This is a genomic window from Amycolatopsis sp. NPDC059235 (assembly GCF_042754125.1).
In the GTDB taxonomy this organism is placed as follows: Bacteria; Actinomycetota; Actinomycetes; order Mycobacteriales; family Pseudonocardiaceae; genus Amycolatopsis; species Amycolatopsis albidoflava.
Genome location: NZ_JBHZAG010000009.1, coordinates 103,462 through 120,813, shown reverse-complemented (window position 1 = coordinate 120,813; position 17,352 = coordinate 103,462). Strand labels below are relative to the sequence as shown.

At 69.8% G+C, this 17,352-nt stretch carries 19 protein-coding genes; 17 read left to right on the top strand and 2 right to left on the bottom strand.

Translation table 11 applies throughout. The features are described 5' to 3' along the window. The 4 genes from ACFXI3_RS09135 to ACFXI3_RS09120 all read left to right on the top strand — a co-directional run bounded on the left by ACFXI3_RS09135 (position 1) and on the right by ACFXI3_RS09120 (position 4,579). Entirely contained in the window at positions 1-1,368 is a 1,368-nt protein-coding gene (locus ACFXI3_RS09135; protein ID WP_344285998.1) for an ammonium transporter, read from the top strand. Then, complete coding sequence (locus ACFXI3_RS09130) at positions 1,365-1,703, top strand: P-II family nitrogen regulator (RefSeq protein ID WP_043827775.1); 339 nt, start codon at positions 1,365-1,367, stop codon at positions 1,701-1,703. The genes ACFXI3_RS09135 and ACFXI3_RS09130 overlap by 4 nt, the downstream gene beginning before the upstream one ends. Positions 1,704-1,706: 3 nt before the next feature. Then, positions 1,707-4,016, top strand: a complete 2,310-nt coding sequence (locus ACFXI3_RS09125) for a [protein-PII] uridylyltransferase (RefSeq protein WP_378399114.1) — start codon at positions 1,707-1,709, stop codon at positions 4,014-4,016. Between the two features lie 185 nt (positions 4,017-4,201). Then, positions 4,202-4,579, top strand: coding sequence for a hypothetical protein (locus ACFXI3_RS09120; RefSeq protein ID WP_378399112.1), 378 nt, complete (start codon positions 4,202-4,204; stop codon positions 4,577-4,579). Positions 4,580-4,778: 199 nt separating this feature from the next. Here ACFXI3_RS09120 and ACFXI3_RS09115 read toward each other — a convergent pair whose 3' ends face one another. Together ACFXI3_RS09115 and ACFXI3_RS09110 are read right to left on the bottom strand one after the other, a co-directional pair. Then, positions 4,779-5,231 carry a MarR family transcriptional regulator gene (locus ACFXI3_RS09115; protein ID WP_344286001.1) on the bottom strand — a complete coding sequence of 151 codons (453 nt, stop codon included), beginning with the start codon at positions 5,229-5,231 and terminating at the stop codon, positions 4,779-4,781. Positions 5,232-5,240: 9 nt separating this feature from the next. Continuing rightward, complete coding sequence (locus ACFXI3_RS09110) at positions 5,241-7,034, bottom strand: ABC transporter ATP-binding protein (protein ID WP_378399110.1); 1,794 nt, start codon at positions 7,032-7,034, stop codon at positions 5,241-5,243. A gap of 209 nt (positions 7,035-7,243) precedes the next feature. On the opposite strand from ACFXI3_RS09110, the gene ffh reads away from it, so the two are divergent. The 13 genes from ffh (at position 7,244) to ACFXI3_RS09045 (ending at position 17,210) form a co-directional block, all read left to right on the top strand. Continuing rightward, on the top strand, positions 7,244-8,788 hold the full coding sequence (gene ffh, locus ACFXI3_RS09105) for a signal recognition particle protein (RefSeq protein WP_378399108.1): 1,545 nt from the start codon (positions 7,244-7,246) through the stop codon (positions 8,786-8,788). Continuing rightward, positions 8,785-9,858: an amidohydrolase family protein gene (locus tag ACFXI3_RS09100; RefSeq protein ID WP_378399106.1), complete on the top strand. Its 1,074-nt coding sequence runs from the start codon at positions 8,785-8,787 to the stop codon at positions 9,856-9,858. The genes ffh and ACFXI3_RS09100 overlap by 4 nt, the downstream gene beginning before the upstream one ends. Positions 9,859-9,984: 126 nt before the next feature. Beyond that, complete coding sequence (locus ACFXI3_RS09095) at positions 9,985-10,707, top strand: CPBP family intramembrane glutamic endopeptidase (protein WP_344286005.1); 723 nt, start codon at positions 9,985-9,987, stop codon at positions 10,705-10,707. 104 nt (positions 10,708-10,811) lie between these two features. After that, a complete protein-coding gene (locus tag ACFXI3_RS09090) occupies positions 10,812-11,603 on the top strand; it encodes a type II CAAX endopeptidase family protein (protein WP_344286006.1) in 792 nt (263 codons plus the stop codon). Positions 11,604-11,793: 190 nt separating this feature from the next. Further along, entirely contained in the window at positions 11,794-12,240 is a 447-nt protein-coding gene (rpsP, locus tag ACFXI3_RS09085; protein ID WP_344286007.1) for a 30S ribosomal protein S16, read from the top strand. Further along, positions 12,237-12,476 (top strand): RNA-binding protein, encoded by a 240-nt coding sequence (locus ACFXI3_RS09080; RefSeq protein ID WP_003103110.1) that lies wholly within the window; start codon positions 12,237-12,239, stop codon positions 12,474-12,476. Before rpsP ends, ACFXI3_RS09080 begins: the two co-directional genes overlap by 4 nt. Before the next feature lie 25 nt (positions 12,477-12,501). After that, positions 12,502-13,017 carry a ribosome maturation factor RimM gene (gene rimM / locus ACFXI3_RS09075; protein WP_344286008.1) on the top strand — a complete coding sequence of 172 codons (516 nt, stop codon included), beginning with the start codon at positions 12,502-12,504 and terminating at the stop codon, positions 13,015-13,017. Positions 13,018-13,027: 10 nt separating this feature from the next. Further along, entirely contained in the window at positions 13,028-13,735 is a 708-nt protein-coding gene (locus ACFXI3_RS09070; protein WP_378399103.1) for a hypothetical protein, read from the top strand. Between the two features lie 4 nt (positions 13,736-13,739). Further along, positions 13,740-14,486, top strand: a complete 747-nt coding sequence (trmD, locus tag ACFXI3_RS09065) for a tRNA (guanosine(37)-N1)-methyltransferase TrmD (protein ID WP_378399101.1) — start codon at positions 13,740-13,742, stop codon at positions 14,484-14,486. 196 nt (positions 14,487-14,682) lie between these two features. Continuing rightward, complete coding sequence (gene rplS / locus ACFXI3_RS09060; protein ID WP_067589193.1) at positions 14,683-15,051, top strand: 50S ribosomal protein L19; 369 nt, start codon at positions 14,683-14,685, stop codon at positions 15,049-15,051. Between the two features lie 31 nt (positions 15,052-15,082). Then, complete coding sequence (lepB, locus tag ACFXI3_RS09055; RefSeq protein ID WP_378399099.1) at positions 15,083-16,009, top strand: signal peptidase I; 927 nt, start codon at positions 15,083-15,085, stop codon at positions 16,007-16,009. Between the two features lie 92 nt (positions 16,010-16,101). Further along, positions 16,102-16,890 carry a ribonuclease HII gene (locus ACFXI3_RS09050; protein WP_344286109.1) on the top strand — a complete coding sequence of 263 codons (789 nt, stop codon included), beginning with the start codon at positions 16,102-16,104 and terminating at the stop codon, positions 16,888-16,890. Next, on the top strand, positions 16,887-17,210 hold the full coding sequence (locus tag ACFXI3_RS09045; protein WP_003096226.1) for a DUF2469 domain-containing protein: 324 nt from the start codon (positions 16,887-16,889) through the stop codon (positions 17,208-17,210). Before ACFXI3_RS09050 ends, ACFXI3_RS09045 begins: the two co-directional genes overlap by 4 nt. Positions 17,211-17,352: the final 142 nt, after the last annotated feature.

Here is a 17,352-nt window from a genome sequence, read left to right as displayed (position 1 = left end):
GTGCTGAACGCCGGAGACACCGCCTGGGTGCTGATCAGCGCCGCGCTGGTCATGCTCATGACCCCGGGCCTCGCGTTCTTTTACGGCGGCATGGTCCGCGCGAAGAGCGTTTTGAACATGTTGATGATGAACTTCATCGCACTCGCCATAGTCGGGGTGCTGTGGGTGCTCTTCGGGTTCTCGCTGTCCTTCGGCAACGACGCTTTCGGCGGCCTGGTCGGGAACTTCGACTACGCCGGCCTGTCGGACGCGTTCGGCAAGCTCGTCGGCCTGGCGAGCGAGGGGCCGCCCGCGGTTCCGTGGCCGGGTCCCGACGCGTTGCCGTTGCTCGCGTTCTGCATGTTCCAATTGATGTTCGCGATCATCACCCCGGCGCTGATTTCCGGCGCTATCGCGGATCGCGCGAAGTTCTGGGGCTGGACGCTTTTCGTGACAATCTGGGTGATTGTCGTGTATTTCCCGGTCGCGCACTGGGTGTTCTCGTTCGACGGATTCACCGGCAAGGACGCGGTGGGCGGCTGGATCGCCAACCAGCTCAAGGCGCTCGACTTCGCGGGCGGCACGGCGGTGCACATCAACGCCGGCGCCGCGGGTCTCGCCCTCGCGCTGGTGCTCGGCAAGCGCAAGGGCTGGCCGAAGGACACCGGCCGTCCGCACAACGTCCCGTTCGTGCTGCTCGGCGCGTCGCTGTTGTGGTTCGGCTGGTACGGCTTCAACGCCGGTTCGGCCCTCGGCGCGAACGACCTCGCGGGCGTCGCGTTCACCAACACCACCGTCGCGACCGCGGCCGCGGTGCTCGGCTGGCTGGTCGTGGAACAGCTGAAGTTCGGGAAGCCGACCACGCTCGGCGCGGCTTCCGGCGCGGTCGCCGGTCTGGTCGCCATCACGCCCGCCTGCGGTTTCGTGAGCCCGCTCGGCTCGATCGCGATCGGCCTGATCGCCGGAGTGCTGTGCGCGCTGGCCATCTCGCTGAAGTTCCGCTTCGGCTTCGACGACTCCCTCGACGTCGTCGGCGTGCACCTCGTCGGCGGTCTCGTCGGCACCATCCTGATCGGGTTCTTCGCCACCAAGAGCGTGAACTCGGCGGGCGCGGACGGCCTGTTCTACGGCGGCGGCTTCAAGCAGCTGGGCATCCAGGTGGTCGCCGCGCTTGCGGTATTGGGCTACTCGTTCATCATGACCTTGATCATCGGCTTCGCGATCAAGAAGGCGGGCGGATTCCGCGTCAGCACTGAGCACGAGGTCAGCGGCATCGACGAGGGCCAGCACGCGGAGAGCGCCTACGACTTCACCGGCATGGGCGGCCTCGGCCACTCGGCGACGTTCCCGGTCAAGCCCGTCACGAAACTCGAGGAGACCAAGGCATGAAGCTCATCACCGCGATCGTCAAGCCGTTCACGCTCGACGACGTCCGCTCCTCGCTGGAGCAGCTGGGCGTGCTCGGGATGACGGTGAGCGAGGTCCAGGGCTACGGCAGGCAGAAGGGCCACACCGAGGTCTACCGGGGGGCCGAGTACTCGGTGGATTTCGTGGCCAAGCTGAAGATCGAGGTCGTGGTGGACGACGTCGTCGTCGAGAAGGTCCTCGACGCGGTCACCACCGCCGCGCACACCGGGAAAATCGGCGACGGGAAGGTCTGGGTGACGCCGGTGGAGACGGTGATCCGCGTCCGCACCGGTGAACGCGGCACGGACGCGCTGTAGCCGATGACCGACGGGGGAGAACTCGCCCGAGCCACTGCGCTGCTTCTCGAAGGACGGCACGGAGCACCCGCACTGCGGGCGTCGCTGGTCGATCTCTACGAGTTCTGGCTCGGGAAAGGAGCGACGGCGGCCGGCGTCGACACCGCGGACCCAGGTGTCGCGCTGGTCGCCGTAGGGGGGCTGGGGCGGCGCGAACTGGTGCCGTACTCGGATCTCGATCTAGTGTTGCTGCACAACGGAAACGGTGAGATCGGAAAGATCGCCGACGCCCTGTGGTACCCGCTGTGGGACGCGCGAGTCGGCCTCGACCACTCAGTCCGAACCCCTGGCGAGGCCCTGAAAGTCGCCGCGGAAGACCTGCGCACCGCGCTAGGTCTCCTCGACGCCCGGCACCTGGCCGGCGACCCAGCCCTCAGCGAACGCCTGGCGTCCGCCGCCCGCGACCAGTGGCGGCGCACCGCCCGCAAACGCCTGCCGGAGCTCGCTGAATCCGTCCACACCCGGTGGCGGCGCAGCGGCGAGATCGCCCAATCCGCCGAACCAGACCTCAAACACGGCCGCGGCGGCCTCCGCGATTTCGGCGTACTGGAAGCCCTCGCCGCGGGCCAGCTCACCGCACGCCCGGGCGAGGAACTGTTGGCAGCCAAGCAACTCCTGCTGGACGTCCGCACCGAACTGCGCCGCGAGTCACGTCGCGAACGAGACATCCTCGGTGCCGCCGACGCCGACGTCGTCGCGCACGAACTGGAACTCGGCGACCGATTCACCCTGGCCCGCAAGCTTTCCGGCGCGGGACGGACCATCGCCTACGCCGTCGACGTCGCCCTTCGGTCCACTGTGGAGCAACCACGCCCACGCTTCGGCAGACGCCCCGTCCGCCGCCCGCTGGCCGAGGGCGTCGTCCTGCACGGCGACGAGGTCGCACTGGCCCGAGACGCGCTCCCGGCCCGAGACCCGGCCCTCCTGCTGCGCGCCGCAGCTGCCTCCGCCCGCACCCGAAAACCCATCTCACCAGGCACTCTGCGCACCCTCGCCGAATCCGCACCCGAACTCCGCGAACCCTGGCCGGACGACGCCCGCAACGCGCTGGTCGAACTGCTGGGCGCGGGGGAGGGCCTGGTCGACGCAGTCGAAGCCCTCGACCGCACCGGCTTGTGGTCCCGGCTGTTCCCCGAATGGGGTGCCGTACGCGACCTGCCACCGCGCTCCCCGGTACACCAGTGGACAGTCGACCGGCACCTAGTCCAGGCATGCGTCGAAGCAGCGAAACTCACCACCACCGTGTCGCGGCCGGACCTGCTGCTGATCGGCGCGCTCCTGCACGACATCGGCAAGGGCCGAGAGGCCGACCATTCGGAACTGGGCGCGAAAATCTCCGCCTCGGTAGCGCGACGACTGGGCCTGCCGCCCGCGGATGTCGCGACCGTCTCCGCCATGGTCCGCCACCACCTGCTGCTCCCGCACACCGCGACCAGACGCGACATCGGCGATCCCGCGACCATCTCGCGCGTGGTGAAAACCCTGGACGGCGACGTCGTCCTGCTGGAACTCCTGCACGCCCTGACCCGCGCCGATTCGCTGGCCACCGGCCCCGGCGTCTGGACCGACTGGAAGGACCGCCTCCTGGCCGAACTGGTCAGCGGCTGCGAGGAAGCGGTGCACGGCAAGGGTTTCACCCCGCCCGAGCCGTTGGACGACGACCAACGCGAACTAGTCGCCGAGGCCGCCCGCACAGGCACTGGCCAAATCCGGATCTCCGCACACGGCAAGGTCGTCACCGTCCTGCTGGCCGTACCTGCGGACCGCGAACTGCTGGCCCCCGCGGCCGGAGTCCTGGCCCTGAACTCGTTGGAGGTCCACTCCGCCGTCCTGCGCGAACATTCCGGCCGCGGCCGAGCAGGCGTCTTCACCGCGTCGCCGAAGTTCGGCTCCCTGCCAGACCCCGCACTGCTGCGCGAACAGTTCGCCCGCGCGGTCGCCGGAACGATGCCTTTGACTCAACGCCTGGCCGCAAAGGAACGGGACTACGCCACTTCGTCACCAGCCGTGGTCAAGCCAGTAGTCCGATGGTTCGACGACGAAACAAGCGGCCCCGACGCAGTCGTGCTGGAACTACGCGCCGCCGACCGCATCGGCCTCCTGTTCCGCGTGGCCAGTGCCCTGCGCCGCGCCGAAGCAGACGTCCACTGGGCAAAAGCCGCAACCCTGGGCGGCGCGGTAGTGGACTCCTTCGCCCTCTCGCCCCGTTCCGGCCACGTCACTCCACAGTGGCGAACCACCATCACCGACGCCGTCCTGACCGCAGTCTCCTGAAGGTCCGTGAAGGGCTCCTTGAAGGAATCAGATTCCCTCAAGGAGCCCTTCACGGACAGCTGGCCAGGGCATGCAGACCCGGCCGGATTGCGCCATCCGGGCTCACCCATCCGGGGTGTCGGAAGCGACAAAGCCGATTCCGGTGGCAGGATGGCAGGTCCGACCGAGGGGGCGAGGTGAACGCGGTGCGAGGTCACGAGAACCTGCCCGAGCTTTCGCTGCCTCCGACAGTCGTCGCCGGACACCTCCGTACCTGCGCCGAAGAACTCTCCGCCCTCCTGCGAGGCGACGGATCAGCGGCCACCCTCGGCGAACTATCCGAAGTGGTCACCCAGCTGGTCGCAGGCCAACACGCCCTCTCCCACGCCTTGGCAGGTCTCGCCGGCCGCATGGACGTCCGCAACCCCGCGCTGGCGACAGTCTCGCCGTCCGAAGTGGAAGTCCTCACCGAAGTCCTCCAAGCCGCCGCCTGCGCCGTGAGCTGCTCGGCCGAGGAACTCGCCGACGCCGAACCGCTTTTCGAGTTCACCAGCGACTCCGCAGGACCCGATACCCGCGTTTGAGTAGTCCTACTCAGCCCGGATTGAGGGACTTCACGCTGCCGCGCGCCCGTCCCCGGACGGCAGACTTCTCCCCAACGCCGGGCGGTCGAGGGGGAACCGCTCCGCGTGCCCGCGGCGGAAGGCCTCCTGGGGAGGTGAGCTCTTCCGCCACAGTTCCGGGGACGGCCGTGGGGAGCGGCCGCCCCGGAACTCCCCGGGCTCAGGAATCCGCGATCCGCGCCAGCAGCCCGGCCGCGAGCCGGAGCAGTTCCTGTTCGGTGGGGCTCAGCGTCCGTTCGAGGGCCGCAGCCAGCCACGTCTCCCGCGCGATCGAGTACTGGCGCAGCTCCCGCAGCCCGGCCGGGGTGAGGTCGATCAGCGACCGCCGCCCGTCCGCCGGATCCGGGGTGCGCGTGATCAGCTCGCGTTCGGCCAGCGAGGCCAGGATCCGCGTCAGCGACTGCGGATGGATCCGTTCGGCCTCGGCCAGCTCGCCCGGCGTGTGCGTGCCGCCCCGGTACAGCCGCGAAAGCACCGCCAGCACGGCCGGTCCCGGAGCGGGCGCCCCCGCCTCGAAGCGCATCCGCCAGTTCAGCCGCCCGACGCCCTCGCGCACCGTCCGGGCCAGCGTCGCCAGCTCATCGGCCCGGTCCGCGTCGGGTTCGGTCTCCATAGGCCCAGATTAGGCGGTTTCCCCTCGCACCAACGCGGCATACCTCCCGTCCGCCGCCAGCAACTCCGCGTGCGTTCCCCGTTCGACGATCCTCCCCGCGTCCAGCACCGCGATCTGATCCGCATGCTCCACAGTGGACAGCCGATGCGCGATGGCGATCGTCGTGCGCCCGGCGGCGAGCCGGTCCAGTTCCGCCTGCACCGCCCGCTCCGTGCGGTTGTCCAGCGAACTCGTCGCCTCGTCCAGGATCAGCACCGGCGGATTGCGCAACAGGATCCGCGCGATCGCCATCCGCTGCTTCTCCCCGCCGGAAAACCGGTACCCGCGTTCCCCGACAACGGTGTCGTACCCCTCCGGCAGCGCGGCCAGCGTGTCGTGAATGTGCGCGGCCTTCGCCGCGGTCTCCAGCTCCTCGTCGGTCGCGTCCGGCTTCGCGAACCGCAGGTTCTCCCGTACTGACGCGTGGAACAGATACGTCTCCTGCGAAACCAGCCCAACCCCAGCGGCCAGCGACGCGAGCGTCACGTCCCGTACGTCCGTCCCGTCCACGCACACCTTTCCCTCAGTCACCTCGTACAACCGAGCGACCAGATAGGCGAGCGTCGTCTTCCCGGAACCCGTCGACCCGACCAACGCCGTCGTGGTCCCCGCAGGCACGTCGAGATCGATGTCGCGCAACGTCCACGGACCCTCGTCGTCGTAGCGGAACGACACCCCGCGCATCGAAACCGCTCCGCCGCGAAGGACCAGCTCACGCGCGCCCGGCCGGTCGCCGATCTCCACCGGCAGATCGAGCACCTCGAAGATCCGCCCGAACAACGCCTTCGCCGACGCGACGTTCTGTCCCACGGTCTGCATCGCCGTCGCTGGCGCGAGCAGCCGGTTCAACATGCTGGTGAACGCGACGACAGTGCCCAGCGAGATCGGTGCCGCACCGCCCGCGAGCTCCAGCCCGGCGGCCCAGTAGACCAGCGCCGGGACGATCGTCAGGCTCATCGACCGTGCCGCCCGCTGCCACCGTCCGGCCAGCGCGGCACTGCGCTCCAGCGCCGCGACCTCGCGCGATTCCTCGGCGAACCGGTCGCGCATCAGCTTCGCGTTGCCCATCGTCTTCGCCAGCAGCACGCCGGTGACCGACAGCGATTCCTCGACGATCGTGGTCAGCCGGGCCATCCGCCGGGTCCGGCCGCGGGCGAGCTTCCGCTGCTTGCCGCCGAGCCGCAGCGTGAACAGCAGGAACAACGGCACGACGACCAGCGACAACAGCGCCAGCTGCCAGTCCATGACCAGAATCGCCACCGCGATCGCCAGCGCCGTGGTGCCGTTCTGCACGATCGACGCGGCGGTCCCGGTCACGACGTTGTCCACGCCGCCGATGTCGTTGAAGACCCGCGACAGCACCTCGCCGGTCTTGGTCCGGGTGTAGAAGCCCAGCGACATCCGCTGCAGATGGCTGTACACGGACACCCGCAGCTCGTTCATCACCCGCTGGCCGATGGTGTTGGACAGCCCGGTGGTCCGCACGCTCAGCGCCGCGGACCCGAGCGCGGCGGCGATCATCCCCATCGCTAGCAGGCTCACCAGCAGGGCGTCGCGGTGCGGCAGCGCGGTGTCCAGCATCTCCCGCAGCAGGAACGGCGAGGCGGCGCCCAGCCCGGCCTGCACGACCAGCAGCACGCACAGCCCGGTCAGCGCCCGCCGGTGCGGCCCGAACAGGCCGGCGATGCGGCGGAACGGCGCCTGTTCTTCCTCGTCTCCTGCCGGTTCGGCGAGCGTCGGACGCCGGGCAGTAGCTGATGTCATACGCCTATGTTTACTTAATTTCCCAGCCGGTGCGAGCGGTTTTCGCATGGTTGAGCTATTGCTGCTTCGTCAGTTACTACGCGCATGCGTATTACCCTTCCCGTACCCGTGAAGGCCGGGCGGCCGGGGCGGCTACCCTCGGAAGATGCCGGGGGTGCCGAGCACCGCCCGGCACGCGAACTTTCGACCCAGCTGGAGCGTGCACCCCCGTGTTCGACACCCTCTCCGATCGGCTCACCTCGGCCCTGCAGTCGCTCTCGCGCAAGGGCCGGCTGTCCGACGCCGACATCGACGCCACCGCGCGCGAGATCCGCATCGCGCTGCTGGAAGCGGACGTCGCGCTCCCGGTGGTCAAGGCGTTCATCGCGAAGATCAAGGACCGGGCGAAGGGCGCCGAGGTCTCCCAGGCGCTGAACCCGGCGCAGCAGGTCGTCAAGATCGTCAACGAGGAGCTCGTCGGCATCCTCGGCGGCGAGACGCGGCGGCTGAACCTGGCGAAGAACCCGCCGTCCGTGATCATGCTCGCTGGTCTCCAGGGTGCTGGTAAGACGACGCTGGCGGGCAAGCTGGCGATGTGGCTGAAGAAGCAGGGCCACGCGCCGATGCTGGTCGCCTGCGACCTCCAGCGGCCGAACGCGGTCAACCAGCTGCAGATCGTCGGCGAGCGCGCGGGCGTCACCACGTTCGCGCCGGAGCCGGGCAACGGCGTCGGCGACCCGGTCGACGTCGCCCGCCGCGCGATCGAAGAGGCCAAGCACGCGCAGTACGACATCGTCGTGGTCGACACCGCGGGTCGGCTCGGTGTCGATGAAGAGCTGATGAAGCAGGCCAGTGATATCAGGGCAGCCATCCGCCCCGATGAGGTCCTGTTCGTGGTCGACGCGATGATCGGTCAGGACGCGGTCACCACCGCCGAGGCGTTCCGCGACGGCGTCGGCTTCACCGGCGTGGTGCTCACGAAGCTCGACGGCGACGCCCGCGGTGGCGCCGCGCTGTCCGTCCGCGAGGTCACCGGCCAGCCGATCCTCTTCGCGTCCAACGGCGAGAAGCTCGAGGACTTCGACACGTTCCACCCGGACCGGATGGCCTCGCGCATCCTGGGCATGGGCGACGTGCTGACCCTGATCGAGCAGGCCGAACAGCACTTCGACCAGGAGCAGGCCGAACAGGCCGCGCAGAAGCTCACCAGCGGGCAGCTCACGCTGGAGGACTTCCTCGAGCAGATGCTCGCCGTGCGCAAGATGGGCCCGATCGGCAACCTGCTCGGCATGCTGCCCGGCGCGGGCCAGATGAAAGACCAGCTCGCCTCGGTCGACGACAAGCAGCTCGACCGGCTGCAGGCGATCATCCGCGGCATGACGCCCGCCGAGCGCGCCGACCCGAAGATCATCAACGGCTCGCGCAGGCTGCGCATCGCGAACGGCTCCGGCGTGACCGTCCGCGAGGTCAACGACCTGGTCAACCGCTTCTTCGAGGCGCGCAAGATGATGGCGCAGATGGCCGGCCGGTTCGGCTTCGGCGGCGGAGGCGGCGGGAGCAAGAACCGCAAGGGCAAGAAGGGGAAGAAGGGCAAGGGACGCGGCCCCACACAGCCGAAGATGCGCGGCGGGATGCCCGGCGGCATGCCGATGCTTCCCCCCGGCGGCGGCATGCCCGGCGGAATGCCGGACCTGTCCCAGCTCGGCGGCATGAACGACGTGCCCGGCTTCGACCCGTCCAAGTTCAAGCTGCCGAAGGACCCGAAGAACAATTGAGCCCGCTGCACCTTTCCGGCACCGTCCTGCCCGACGGCGAACCGCGTGACCTCTGGATCCAGGACGGAAAGCTGTCGTTCGAGCCGGTTCCCGGCGCGGAAACGCTGTCCGCCGGCGGATTCGTGGTCCCGGGCCTCGTCGACGCGCACTGCCACCCGGGCCTCGGCCCGAGCGGCGGGCTGTCGGTGGAGGAGGCGGCGGAGCAAGCCGCGACCGACCGCGACGCGGGCACCCTGCTGATCCGCGACTGCGGCCTGCCGCTCGACGTCCGGCCGCTGCAATCGCGCGCGGACCTGCCCACGATCATCCGCTGCGGACGCCACCTGGCGCTGCCCAAGCGGTACATCCCCGGGTTCGCGATCGAGTTGGACGACCCGGCGCTGCTGCCCGAAGCGGTCGCCGAACAGGCCCGCGACGGCGACGGCTGGGTCAAGCTCGTCGGCGACTGGATCGACCGCGGCGAAGGCGACCTCGCGCCGCTGTGGCCGGACGACGTGCTCGCCGAAGCCATCCGCATCGCCCACGACCTCGGCGCACGCGTCACCGCGCACGTGTTCGGCGAAGCCGCGTTGCCGGGCCTGATCGGCGCGGGCATCGACTGTCTGGAACACGGCACCGCGCTGTCGCCAGACCAGCTGGCCGAACTCGCGCGCCGCGACGTCGCGTTGGTGCCCACGCTCATCAACATCGAGAACTTCCCCGGCATCGCGGACAAGGCAGGCAAGTACCCGACGTACGCGGCCCACATGCGCGCGCTGCACGCAGGCGTCGGCGAGATGGTGTCCTCGGCGGTTGAAGCGGGCGTACGCGTCTTCGCGGGCACGGACGCGGGCGGCATGGTCGAGCACGGCCGTATCGCCGACGAGGTCGAAGCGCTCCACCGCGCCGGGATGACGCGTACGCAGGCGCTCGCGAGCGCGTCCTGGGAAGCGCGCGAATGGCTCGGCCACCCCGGCATCGAGCACGGCGCCCCGGCGGACCTGATCGTCTACGCCGACGACCCGCGCGAGGATCTCGCCGCACTGCACCACCCGACCCACATCGTCTTGGGCGGCACGGTCTTCCACTGACCGCACCAATGCCACATTGGGTGCGTCAGGCGCGGTTGAAGTCCGTGAGCAGTGAGCAACGGCGACGTGTGTGCGCGACGCGACCCCGCCTCGATGCGCCACAGCACAGGCACATAGCGTGAACCCGTGGCCGAAGACGGTGGGGGAAAGCGAATTCTGGGCGCCCATTGGGCCTTTGCCGCGTTCTTCTTCGGAGTCGCCGGCTACTACCTCGTCACCCTCCTCACCGCGGCCGCGTTCAATCGCCACGTCGGCGACGACGACCCGGTCGAGGCGTACGCGGGACCGTTGCTGCTGCTGGCCTTCCTGCCGAATCTGGTCCTCGGCCTCGGCCCGGCGATCGCCTCCCTGCGCTACGGCTCCGGCCTCGAACGCGACTTCGGGCTCCGCACGCGCGGCCGCGACCTTCGCATCGGCCTCGCCTGCGGCCTGCTCGCGCTCGTCGTCGGCTTCGTGCTGAACGCCGCCGAAATCGCCGTCTTCGGCGGCGACGAGGTGTCCGACAGCCCGCTCACCGACCTGCCCGACGTGTCCGGCGGCAGCCCGGTCTGGCTCGTCACCACCGCGCTCGTGCTGGTGATCGCCGTCCCGCTCACCGAGGAACTGCTGCTGCGCGGGGCGCTCTGGAACGCACTGGCGCACTACAAGATCCCGCCGTGGGTGGTGCTCGTGCTCACCTCGCTGGTGTTCGCGCTGCTGCACGGCGAGACCACGCGCACGATCGCGCTGTTCGGCCAAGGCCTCGTCCTCGGGCTGGCGCGGCATTACTCCGGCCGGACCTCGGCGAGCGTGCTCGCGCACGCGGCCAACAACCTGCCGCCCGCCGTCCTGCTCTTCACCGGGCACTGAGCGCGGGCGGACCTGGAGTGAACCGGTGACCGGTCGAGTACTGTGCGAAACCATTTCGGCCGCTAGGCTCGACCGGTGAGCAGAGCGAGCACGGGGAGGCGGGCGTGACCACATCACAGCCCCGTGAACCCCTCTCCAGTGCGCTCTCCCCGGAGGACTTCGTGGCCGAACCGACCGCGTTCCCGGCGCATCGCTGGGGATTCGGGGCGTTCCTGCTGGTCGAGGCCGTTCTGCTGGCCTCGGCCGCGTTCATCGGCGCGCTCGCCGGGCCGACGGCGCCGGGCAGGCCGCTGCCGATCAGCACGGTGCTGCTCGGCACGATGCTGCCCACCATGATCGCCGCCGGCGTCGCGGTGCTGGTCACCGTCGTCCGCGGCAACGGCCCGAAGCTCGACCTGCGGCTCGAATGGCGCTGGGCGGACGTCTGGACCGGGCTCAAATTCGGCATGCTCGGCCTCGTGCTCACCTCGCTGAGCGCCTACGTGTGGACCGAGCTGGTCGGCTCGGCGGACGCGACCTCGGCGATCAGCGCGCTGGTCGACGACCGCAAGATGTCCGTGCCCGCCGCCGCGGTGATGTTCGGCTACCTGTGGCTGCTCGGGCCGATCTGCGAGGAGATCATCTACCGCGGCCTGCTCTGGGGCGCGGTGGAGCGGCTGCAGTGGCGCAGCGAGCGGTGGGGGCGCTTCGCCGCGTTCCTGCTGTCCACCGCCGTTTTCGCGGCCAGCCACCTGGAACCGTTGCGCACCACGCTGCTGCTGGTGATCTCCATCCCGATCGGGCTGGCCCGGCTGTCCACCGGAAGGCTGGCCGGCAGCATCGTCGCGCACGCGGTCAACAACTTCCTGCCCGCGGTCGCGATCCTGCTCGGAGCGCTCGGGCTCGCGTCGTTCTGACGCTGGTCGCGCACGCGTAACCGGGGCCTTGTGCGGGCTCGGCGACGGGCATCTGGCAGAATGTTCGCTTGCCCGCTTCCGCCGGACCCTCTCGCCGTGTGGAAGCTCCTGACCTCCGGGTGCCGCGAGCCTGTCCCCACGGGTTCCGCGCGCGCCCTGCACCACACAGCACTGAGGAGTACCCACACCCGTGGCCGTCAAGATCAAGCTGCAGCGCCTCGGCAAGATCCGTGCGCCGTACTACCGCATCATCATCGCCGACGCGCGCACCCGCCGGGACGGCAAGGCCATCGAGACGATCGGCAAGTACCACCCGAAGGAAGAGCCGAGCTTCATCGAGGTCGACACCGAGCGGGCGCAGTACTGGCTGGGCGTCGGCGCGCAGCCGACCGAGCCGGTCCAGCGCATCCTCGAGATCACCGGCGACTGGCAGAAGTTCAAGGGCCTGCCGGGCGCCGAGGGCACCCTGAAGGTGGCCGAGCCGAAGCCGTCCAAGCAGGACCTGTTCAACGCGGCGCTGGCCGCGGCGGGCGAGGAGCCCTCCACCGAGGCCACCACGCCGAAGAAGAAGTCGGCCCCGAAGAAGGCCGACAAGGCCGAGGCCGGCGAAGCGGCTGAGGGCGAGAAGTCCGAGTGAGCTTCCTCGCCGACTCCCTCGAGCACCTGGTGCGCGGGATCGTCGACAACCCGGACGAGGTCCGGGTCGAGCTGCTGACCACGCGTCGTGGCCGCACGCTCGAGGTGCACGTCCACCCCGACGATCTCGGCAAGGTGATCGGCCGGGGCGGGCGCACCGCGACCGCTCTGCGCACCGTGATGGGCGGCATCGGCGGCCGCGGCGTCCGTGTGGACGTCGTCGACACCGATCGCTGACCCGGATCCTCGGAAACGGTCAGGTATGGACGTCGTAGTCGGCCGTATCGCGAAGGCGCACGGCATCCGCGGGGAGCTCGCGGTCGACGTGCGCACGGATTCGCCGCAGCAGCGGTTCGCGATCGGTGCGGTCGTCACGACGAAGCTGCGCGACGGCAGCACGAGAGAACTCACCATCGCAGCCGCCCGCGAACACAGCGGGCGGCTGCTGGTGCGTTTCGAGCAGGTGCTCACCCGCGATGTCGCGGAAACCCTGCGCGGGGCCCTGCTTCTGGCGGACACCGACACTCTGCCGCCCACCGGCGACCCGGACGAGTTCTACGACCACGAGCTGGCCGGCCTGAGCGCCGAGCTGGCCGACGGGACGGTCGTCGGCAAGGTCGTCGAAGTGGTCCACTCGCCGGCCGGCGAACTGCTCGAACTCGATCACGACGGGCGCTCGGTGTTGGTACCTTTCGTCCGCGCCATCGTTCCGGTGGTGGATGTCGCGGGGGGCCGGGTCGTGCTCGATCCGCCCGAAGGCCTCCTCGACGCTGACTGAGGGGGAGTTCGTGAAGTTCTGGACGAAGGCTGTCTTCGCAGCCGTTCTGGCCACCGCTTTCGCCGCGCCGCCCGCGCAGGCCGCTTCGCCGGTGTACGGCGACTTTTCGCTGATGTTCCAGCGCAGCGCCGGCCAGTACGCGCCGCCGGGGGAGAAGGCGTTCCAGTGGGCGTGGTCGCCGCAGTCGGCCACCGAATCGCAGATCACCTGGGGCGACCCGGTCACGTGGCCGCCGGCGACCGCTGAGCACTTCGTCCGCTCGGGCGACTGGGTGCTGCTCGACGGCTGGGACGGCAACGGCTCGTACTACTCGCAGCGGGTCACCGAAGAGTCGGCGTGCGACGGCGCCACGTGCACGCCGATCGCCTCCGACGGCGGCCGCCAGCACTACGTGCGCTGGACCGTGCCGTCCACCGATTACCGGCTCGTCGCGCGCGGCACGATCACCGAGCAGAGCTCGGGCAAGGTCGTCCACTTCGAACATCTGCAGACCTGGGGCGCGCCCGCTCCGTGCTCGAACGCCCGCTTCGGGGCGCGCACCTGCGTCACGCAGACCGAGACGTGGTCGGACGACAACGGGCTGCCCGCCGGGTCGCCGATCCGCCAGACCCTGCACCGCAGCATCAAGATCGCGCAGGGGCTCGGCATGGCCTTCGCGATCGACCAGGACGTCCCGAGCCCGTGGCACGCCGAGGCCACCGAGTACTGGAACTGGTAACCGCTTGCGCATCGACGTCGTCACCATTTTCCCCGAGTACCTGGACCCGCTGCGCGCCGCGCTGCTGGGCCGGGCGATCGACCGCGGCCTCATCGAGGTCGGCGTGCACGACCTGCGCGACTGGACCCACGACGTCCACCGCGCGGTCGACGACGCCCCGTACGGCGGCGGTCCCGGCATGGTCATGAAGCCGCAGATCTGGGGCCCGGCCCTGGACGACGTGTGCGGCGAAGGGACCCGGCTCGTGGTCCCGACCCCGGCGGGCAAGCCGTTCACCCAGGAGCTCGCGCACGCCTACGCCGAGGAAAAGCACCTGGTGTTCGCCTGCGGCCGCTACGAGGGCATCGACCAGCGGGTGGTGGACGACGCGGCCCGCCGGATGCCGGTCGACGAGGTCTCGATCGGCGACTACGTGCTGGTCGGCGGCGAGGCCGCGGTGCTGGTGATCGTCGAGGCCGTGGTCCGGCTGCTGCCGGGCGTGCTCGGCAACGCGCGCTCGGCGGCCGAGGACTCGTTCTCCGACGGCCTGCTCGAAGGCCCCAGCTACACCCGCCCGGAGGTGTGGCGCGACCTGGCGGTGCCGGACGTGCTGCGCTCGGGCAACCACGCGCTCATCGACCGCTGGCGGCGCGACCAGGCGCTCGAACGCACCGCGCTGCGGCGGCCGGATCTGCTCGCCCAGCTGCCCGAGGGCAGCCTGGACAAGCGGGACCGGCAGGTGCTCGACGGGCTGGACGACCAGCCCGGATAGGCCCCGTGCGAGGTCTCCGGGGGCCTCTGCCATAATGGATTGGTTGGCGTGACGCGTCATCTTTTGCTTTGGCCGCTGGCCGGGGCAAAAGCCGCGATGCCAGCCGTGAATGCCATCAGCCCCGGGCTAGTCGCAGTGAACTCCACTGCGCGCTCAAGCTGTACGTAAGCCACACGAATACGAGGACGGACCACCGATGAACACCCTGGACGCGCTGGACGCGCAGTCACTGCGTTCCGACATCCCGGCCTTCCGCCCCGGCGACACGCTCAAGGTGCACGTCCGCGTCATCGAGGGCAACCGCGAGCGCAACCAGGTCTTCCAGGGCGTCGTGATCCGCCGGCACGGCGGCGGCGTCCGGGAGACCTTCACCGTCCGCAAGGTCTCGTTCGGCGTCGGCGTCGAGCGCACCTTCCCGGTGCACTCGCCGAACGTGGCCGAGATCGAGGTCTTCAAGCGCGGCGACGTGCGCCGGGCGAAGCTGTACTACCTGCGCGAGCTGCGCGGCAAGAAGGCCAAGATCAAGGAGCGCCGCGAGAACCGCGAGACCACCTCTGCCCGCTGAGTGGCGAGTCGGTTACCGGTAGCCTGGCGACGTGGTCGAACCTGTGTCGCGGAACGCCGATGAGGACGGCCCCGAACGCCCGGAGGAGGACCAGGAACGGTCCGGCGGGCGTCGGGGGTCGCACCGGCGAGGCAAGTCCTCGAAAAAGCGGTCGTTCTGGAAGGAACTGCCGATCCTGATCGTGATCGCCCTGGTGCTCACGATCGTGATCCAGGCGTTCCTGGCGAAGGTCTACATGATCCCCTCGGGATCGATGGAGGCCACGCTGCACGGCTGCCCCGGCTGCACCGGCGACCGGATCCTGGTCGACCGCGTCACCTACGACTTCACCGACCCCTCCCCGGGGGACGTGATCGTGTTCAAGGGCCCGCCCGCGTGGACCGAGAACGAGATCGCGCCGCAGGAGTCGAGCAACATCGTCGTGCGCGCGCTGCGCGGCCTCGGTTCGCTGGTCGGCTTCGCGCCGCCGGACGAGCGGGACTTCGTCAAGCGCGTCATCGCCACCGGCGGCCAGACCGTCCAGTGCTGCGACGACCGCAACCGGGTGATCGTCGACGGCAAGGCCCTCGACGAGCCCTACATCCACTGGGCAGACGACCACCACCGCGTGCAGGAGTCGTTCGCCCCGGTGAAGGTCCCGCAGGGCGCGCTCTGGGTGATGGGCGACAACCGCAACGACTCCGCCGATTCGCGCTACCAGGGCGGCGGCGGGCCCAATGGTGCTGTTCCCGTGGATGACGTCATCGGCAAGGCCCGCGTCATCGTGCTGCCGCCGAGCCGCTGGGGCGGCATCTCGGACCACAATCCGCAGGAGAACGCCCAGCCGGTCGCGCTCGGCGCGCCCGCGTGGCAGCAAGGGCTGCCGCTCGGCATCGGCTTCGCCACCGCGGTGCCGACGCTCTTCGTCGGACGCCGGTTGAAGGCAGGCCTCCGCAAGGCGGCCGGCCGGAGACGGTAAGCGGTGCGCTCCGTCCGCGACTTCCGGGTGGTGCTTCGGTGACTCTCCCTCCTCCCCGCACTCCGGCGGAACCGCTGCGTCCGCCGCGCGCTGTGGTGCGCGGCGAGCTGTTCTGGGGTCTGCAAGGCGCTCTCGAACGACGCGGCCTCGGCCCGGTCGCCGGCGTCGACGAAGCTGGCGCCGGAGCCTGCGCGGGCCCGCTCGTGGTGGCTTCCTGCGTGCTCCGTCCTGGCGACGGCGCGCGACTGCCCGAGCTGACCGATTCGAAGATGCTCACCGCGAAGGCCCGGGACCGGGTGTACGACCGGGTCCTGCAGCGCGCTCTCGACTACTCGGTGATCGTCATCCCCTCCGAGCAGGTGGACCTGCTCGGCATCCGGGTGATGAACTTGGAAGGCATGCGCCGTGCCGTCGCCGGCCTGCGCACCCATCCCGGGTACGTCCTCACCGACGGCTTCCCGATTCCCGGCATCCCCGCGCCGAATGTCGCGGTGATCAAGGGAGACCGCAGCGTCGCGAGCATCGCGGCGGCGTCGGTTCTGGCGAAGGTGACGAGGGACCGGATCATGGCCGGCCTGCACGAAGAGTTGCCGGCGTACGGCTTCGACGTGCACAAGGGCTACAGCACCTCGGACCATCTGGCTGCGCTGAGTGAGCACGGCCCGAGCCCGGTGCACCGCTGGTCCTACACGAATGTCGCCACCGTTGCCCTCGCGCACGGACTCACTGCCCCGCATCCGGTCGTGCTCACCTACGCTGCACTGGAGAATGCCCTGGAAAAAGCGGGCGGGCCGGTCCGTGCCCCGGGCCGCTCGGTGGGTAAGAATGAACGCTCCGCCGCCGGAGCAGGACGAACGCGAGGAGGGGCGCGGATTTCATGAGCGCAGAGGATCTCGAGAAGTACGAGACCGAGATGGAGCTCTCGCTGTACCGCGAGTACCGCGACATAGTGGGCCAGTTCTCGTACGTGGTGGAGACCGAGCGGCGGTTCTACCTGGCCAACGCAGTGGACGTGCAGGTGCGCGACGGCGGCGGCGAGGTGTACTTCGAGGTGCGCATGTCGGACGCCTGGGTGTGGGACATGTACCGCCCCGCCCGGTTCGTGAAGCACGTCCGGGTCATCACCTTCAAGGACGTCAACGTCGAGGAACTCGACAAACCCGACCTGCGGCTCCCCGAGGACGGCCCGTTCTCGGGCTGACCCCCGCTCGCTTCGCCACGAGGCCACCCGGCACTGCCCGGGTGGCCTTCGTCGTCTCCGCCCCCTGCACACCGCCCCGACAATTCGCTCTGGCTTCGGGGCCTCGGACCGGCTTTGATCCACAACCCCCCGGTTATCCACA

Coding starts and splice junctions, on each gene's coding strand:
- ACFXI3_RS09130 (WP_043827775.1), top strand. CDS start 1,365: ATGAAGCTCATCACCGCGATCGTCAAGCCGTTCACGCTCGACGACGTC.
- ACFXI3_RS09125 (WP_378399114.1), top strand. CDS start 1,707: ATGACCGACGGGGGAGAACTCGCCCGAGCCACTGCGCTGCTTCTCGAA.
- ACFXI3_RS09115 (WP_344286001.1), bottom strand. CDS start 5,231: ATGGAGACCGAACCCGACGCGGACCGGGCCGATGAGCTGGCGACGCTG.
- ACFXI3_RS09110 (WP_378399110.1), bottom strand. CDS start 7,034: ATGACATCAGCTACTGCCCGGCGTCCGACGCTCGCCGAACCGGCAGGA.
- rimM (WP_344286008.1), top strand. CDS start 12,502: ATGGACGTCGTAGTCGGCCGTATCGCGAAGGCGCACGGCATCCGCGGG.
- rplS (WP_067589193.1), top strand. CDS start 14,683: ATGAACACCCTGGACGCGCTGGACGCGCAGTCACTGCGTTCCGACATC.
- ACFXI3_RS09045 (WP_003096226.1), top strand. CDS start 16,887: ATGAGCGCAGAGGATCTCGAGAAGTACGAGACCGAGATGGAGCTCTCG.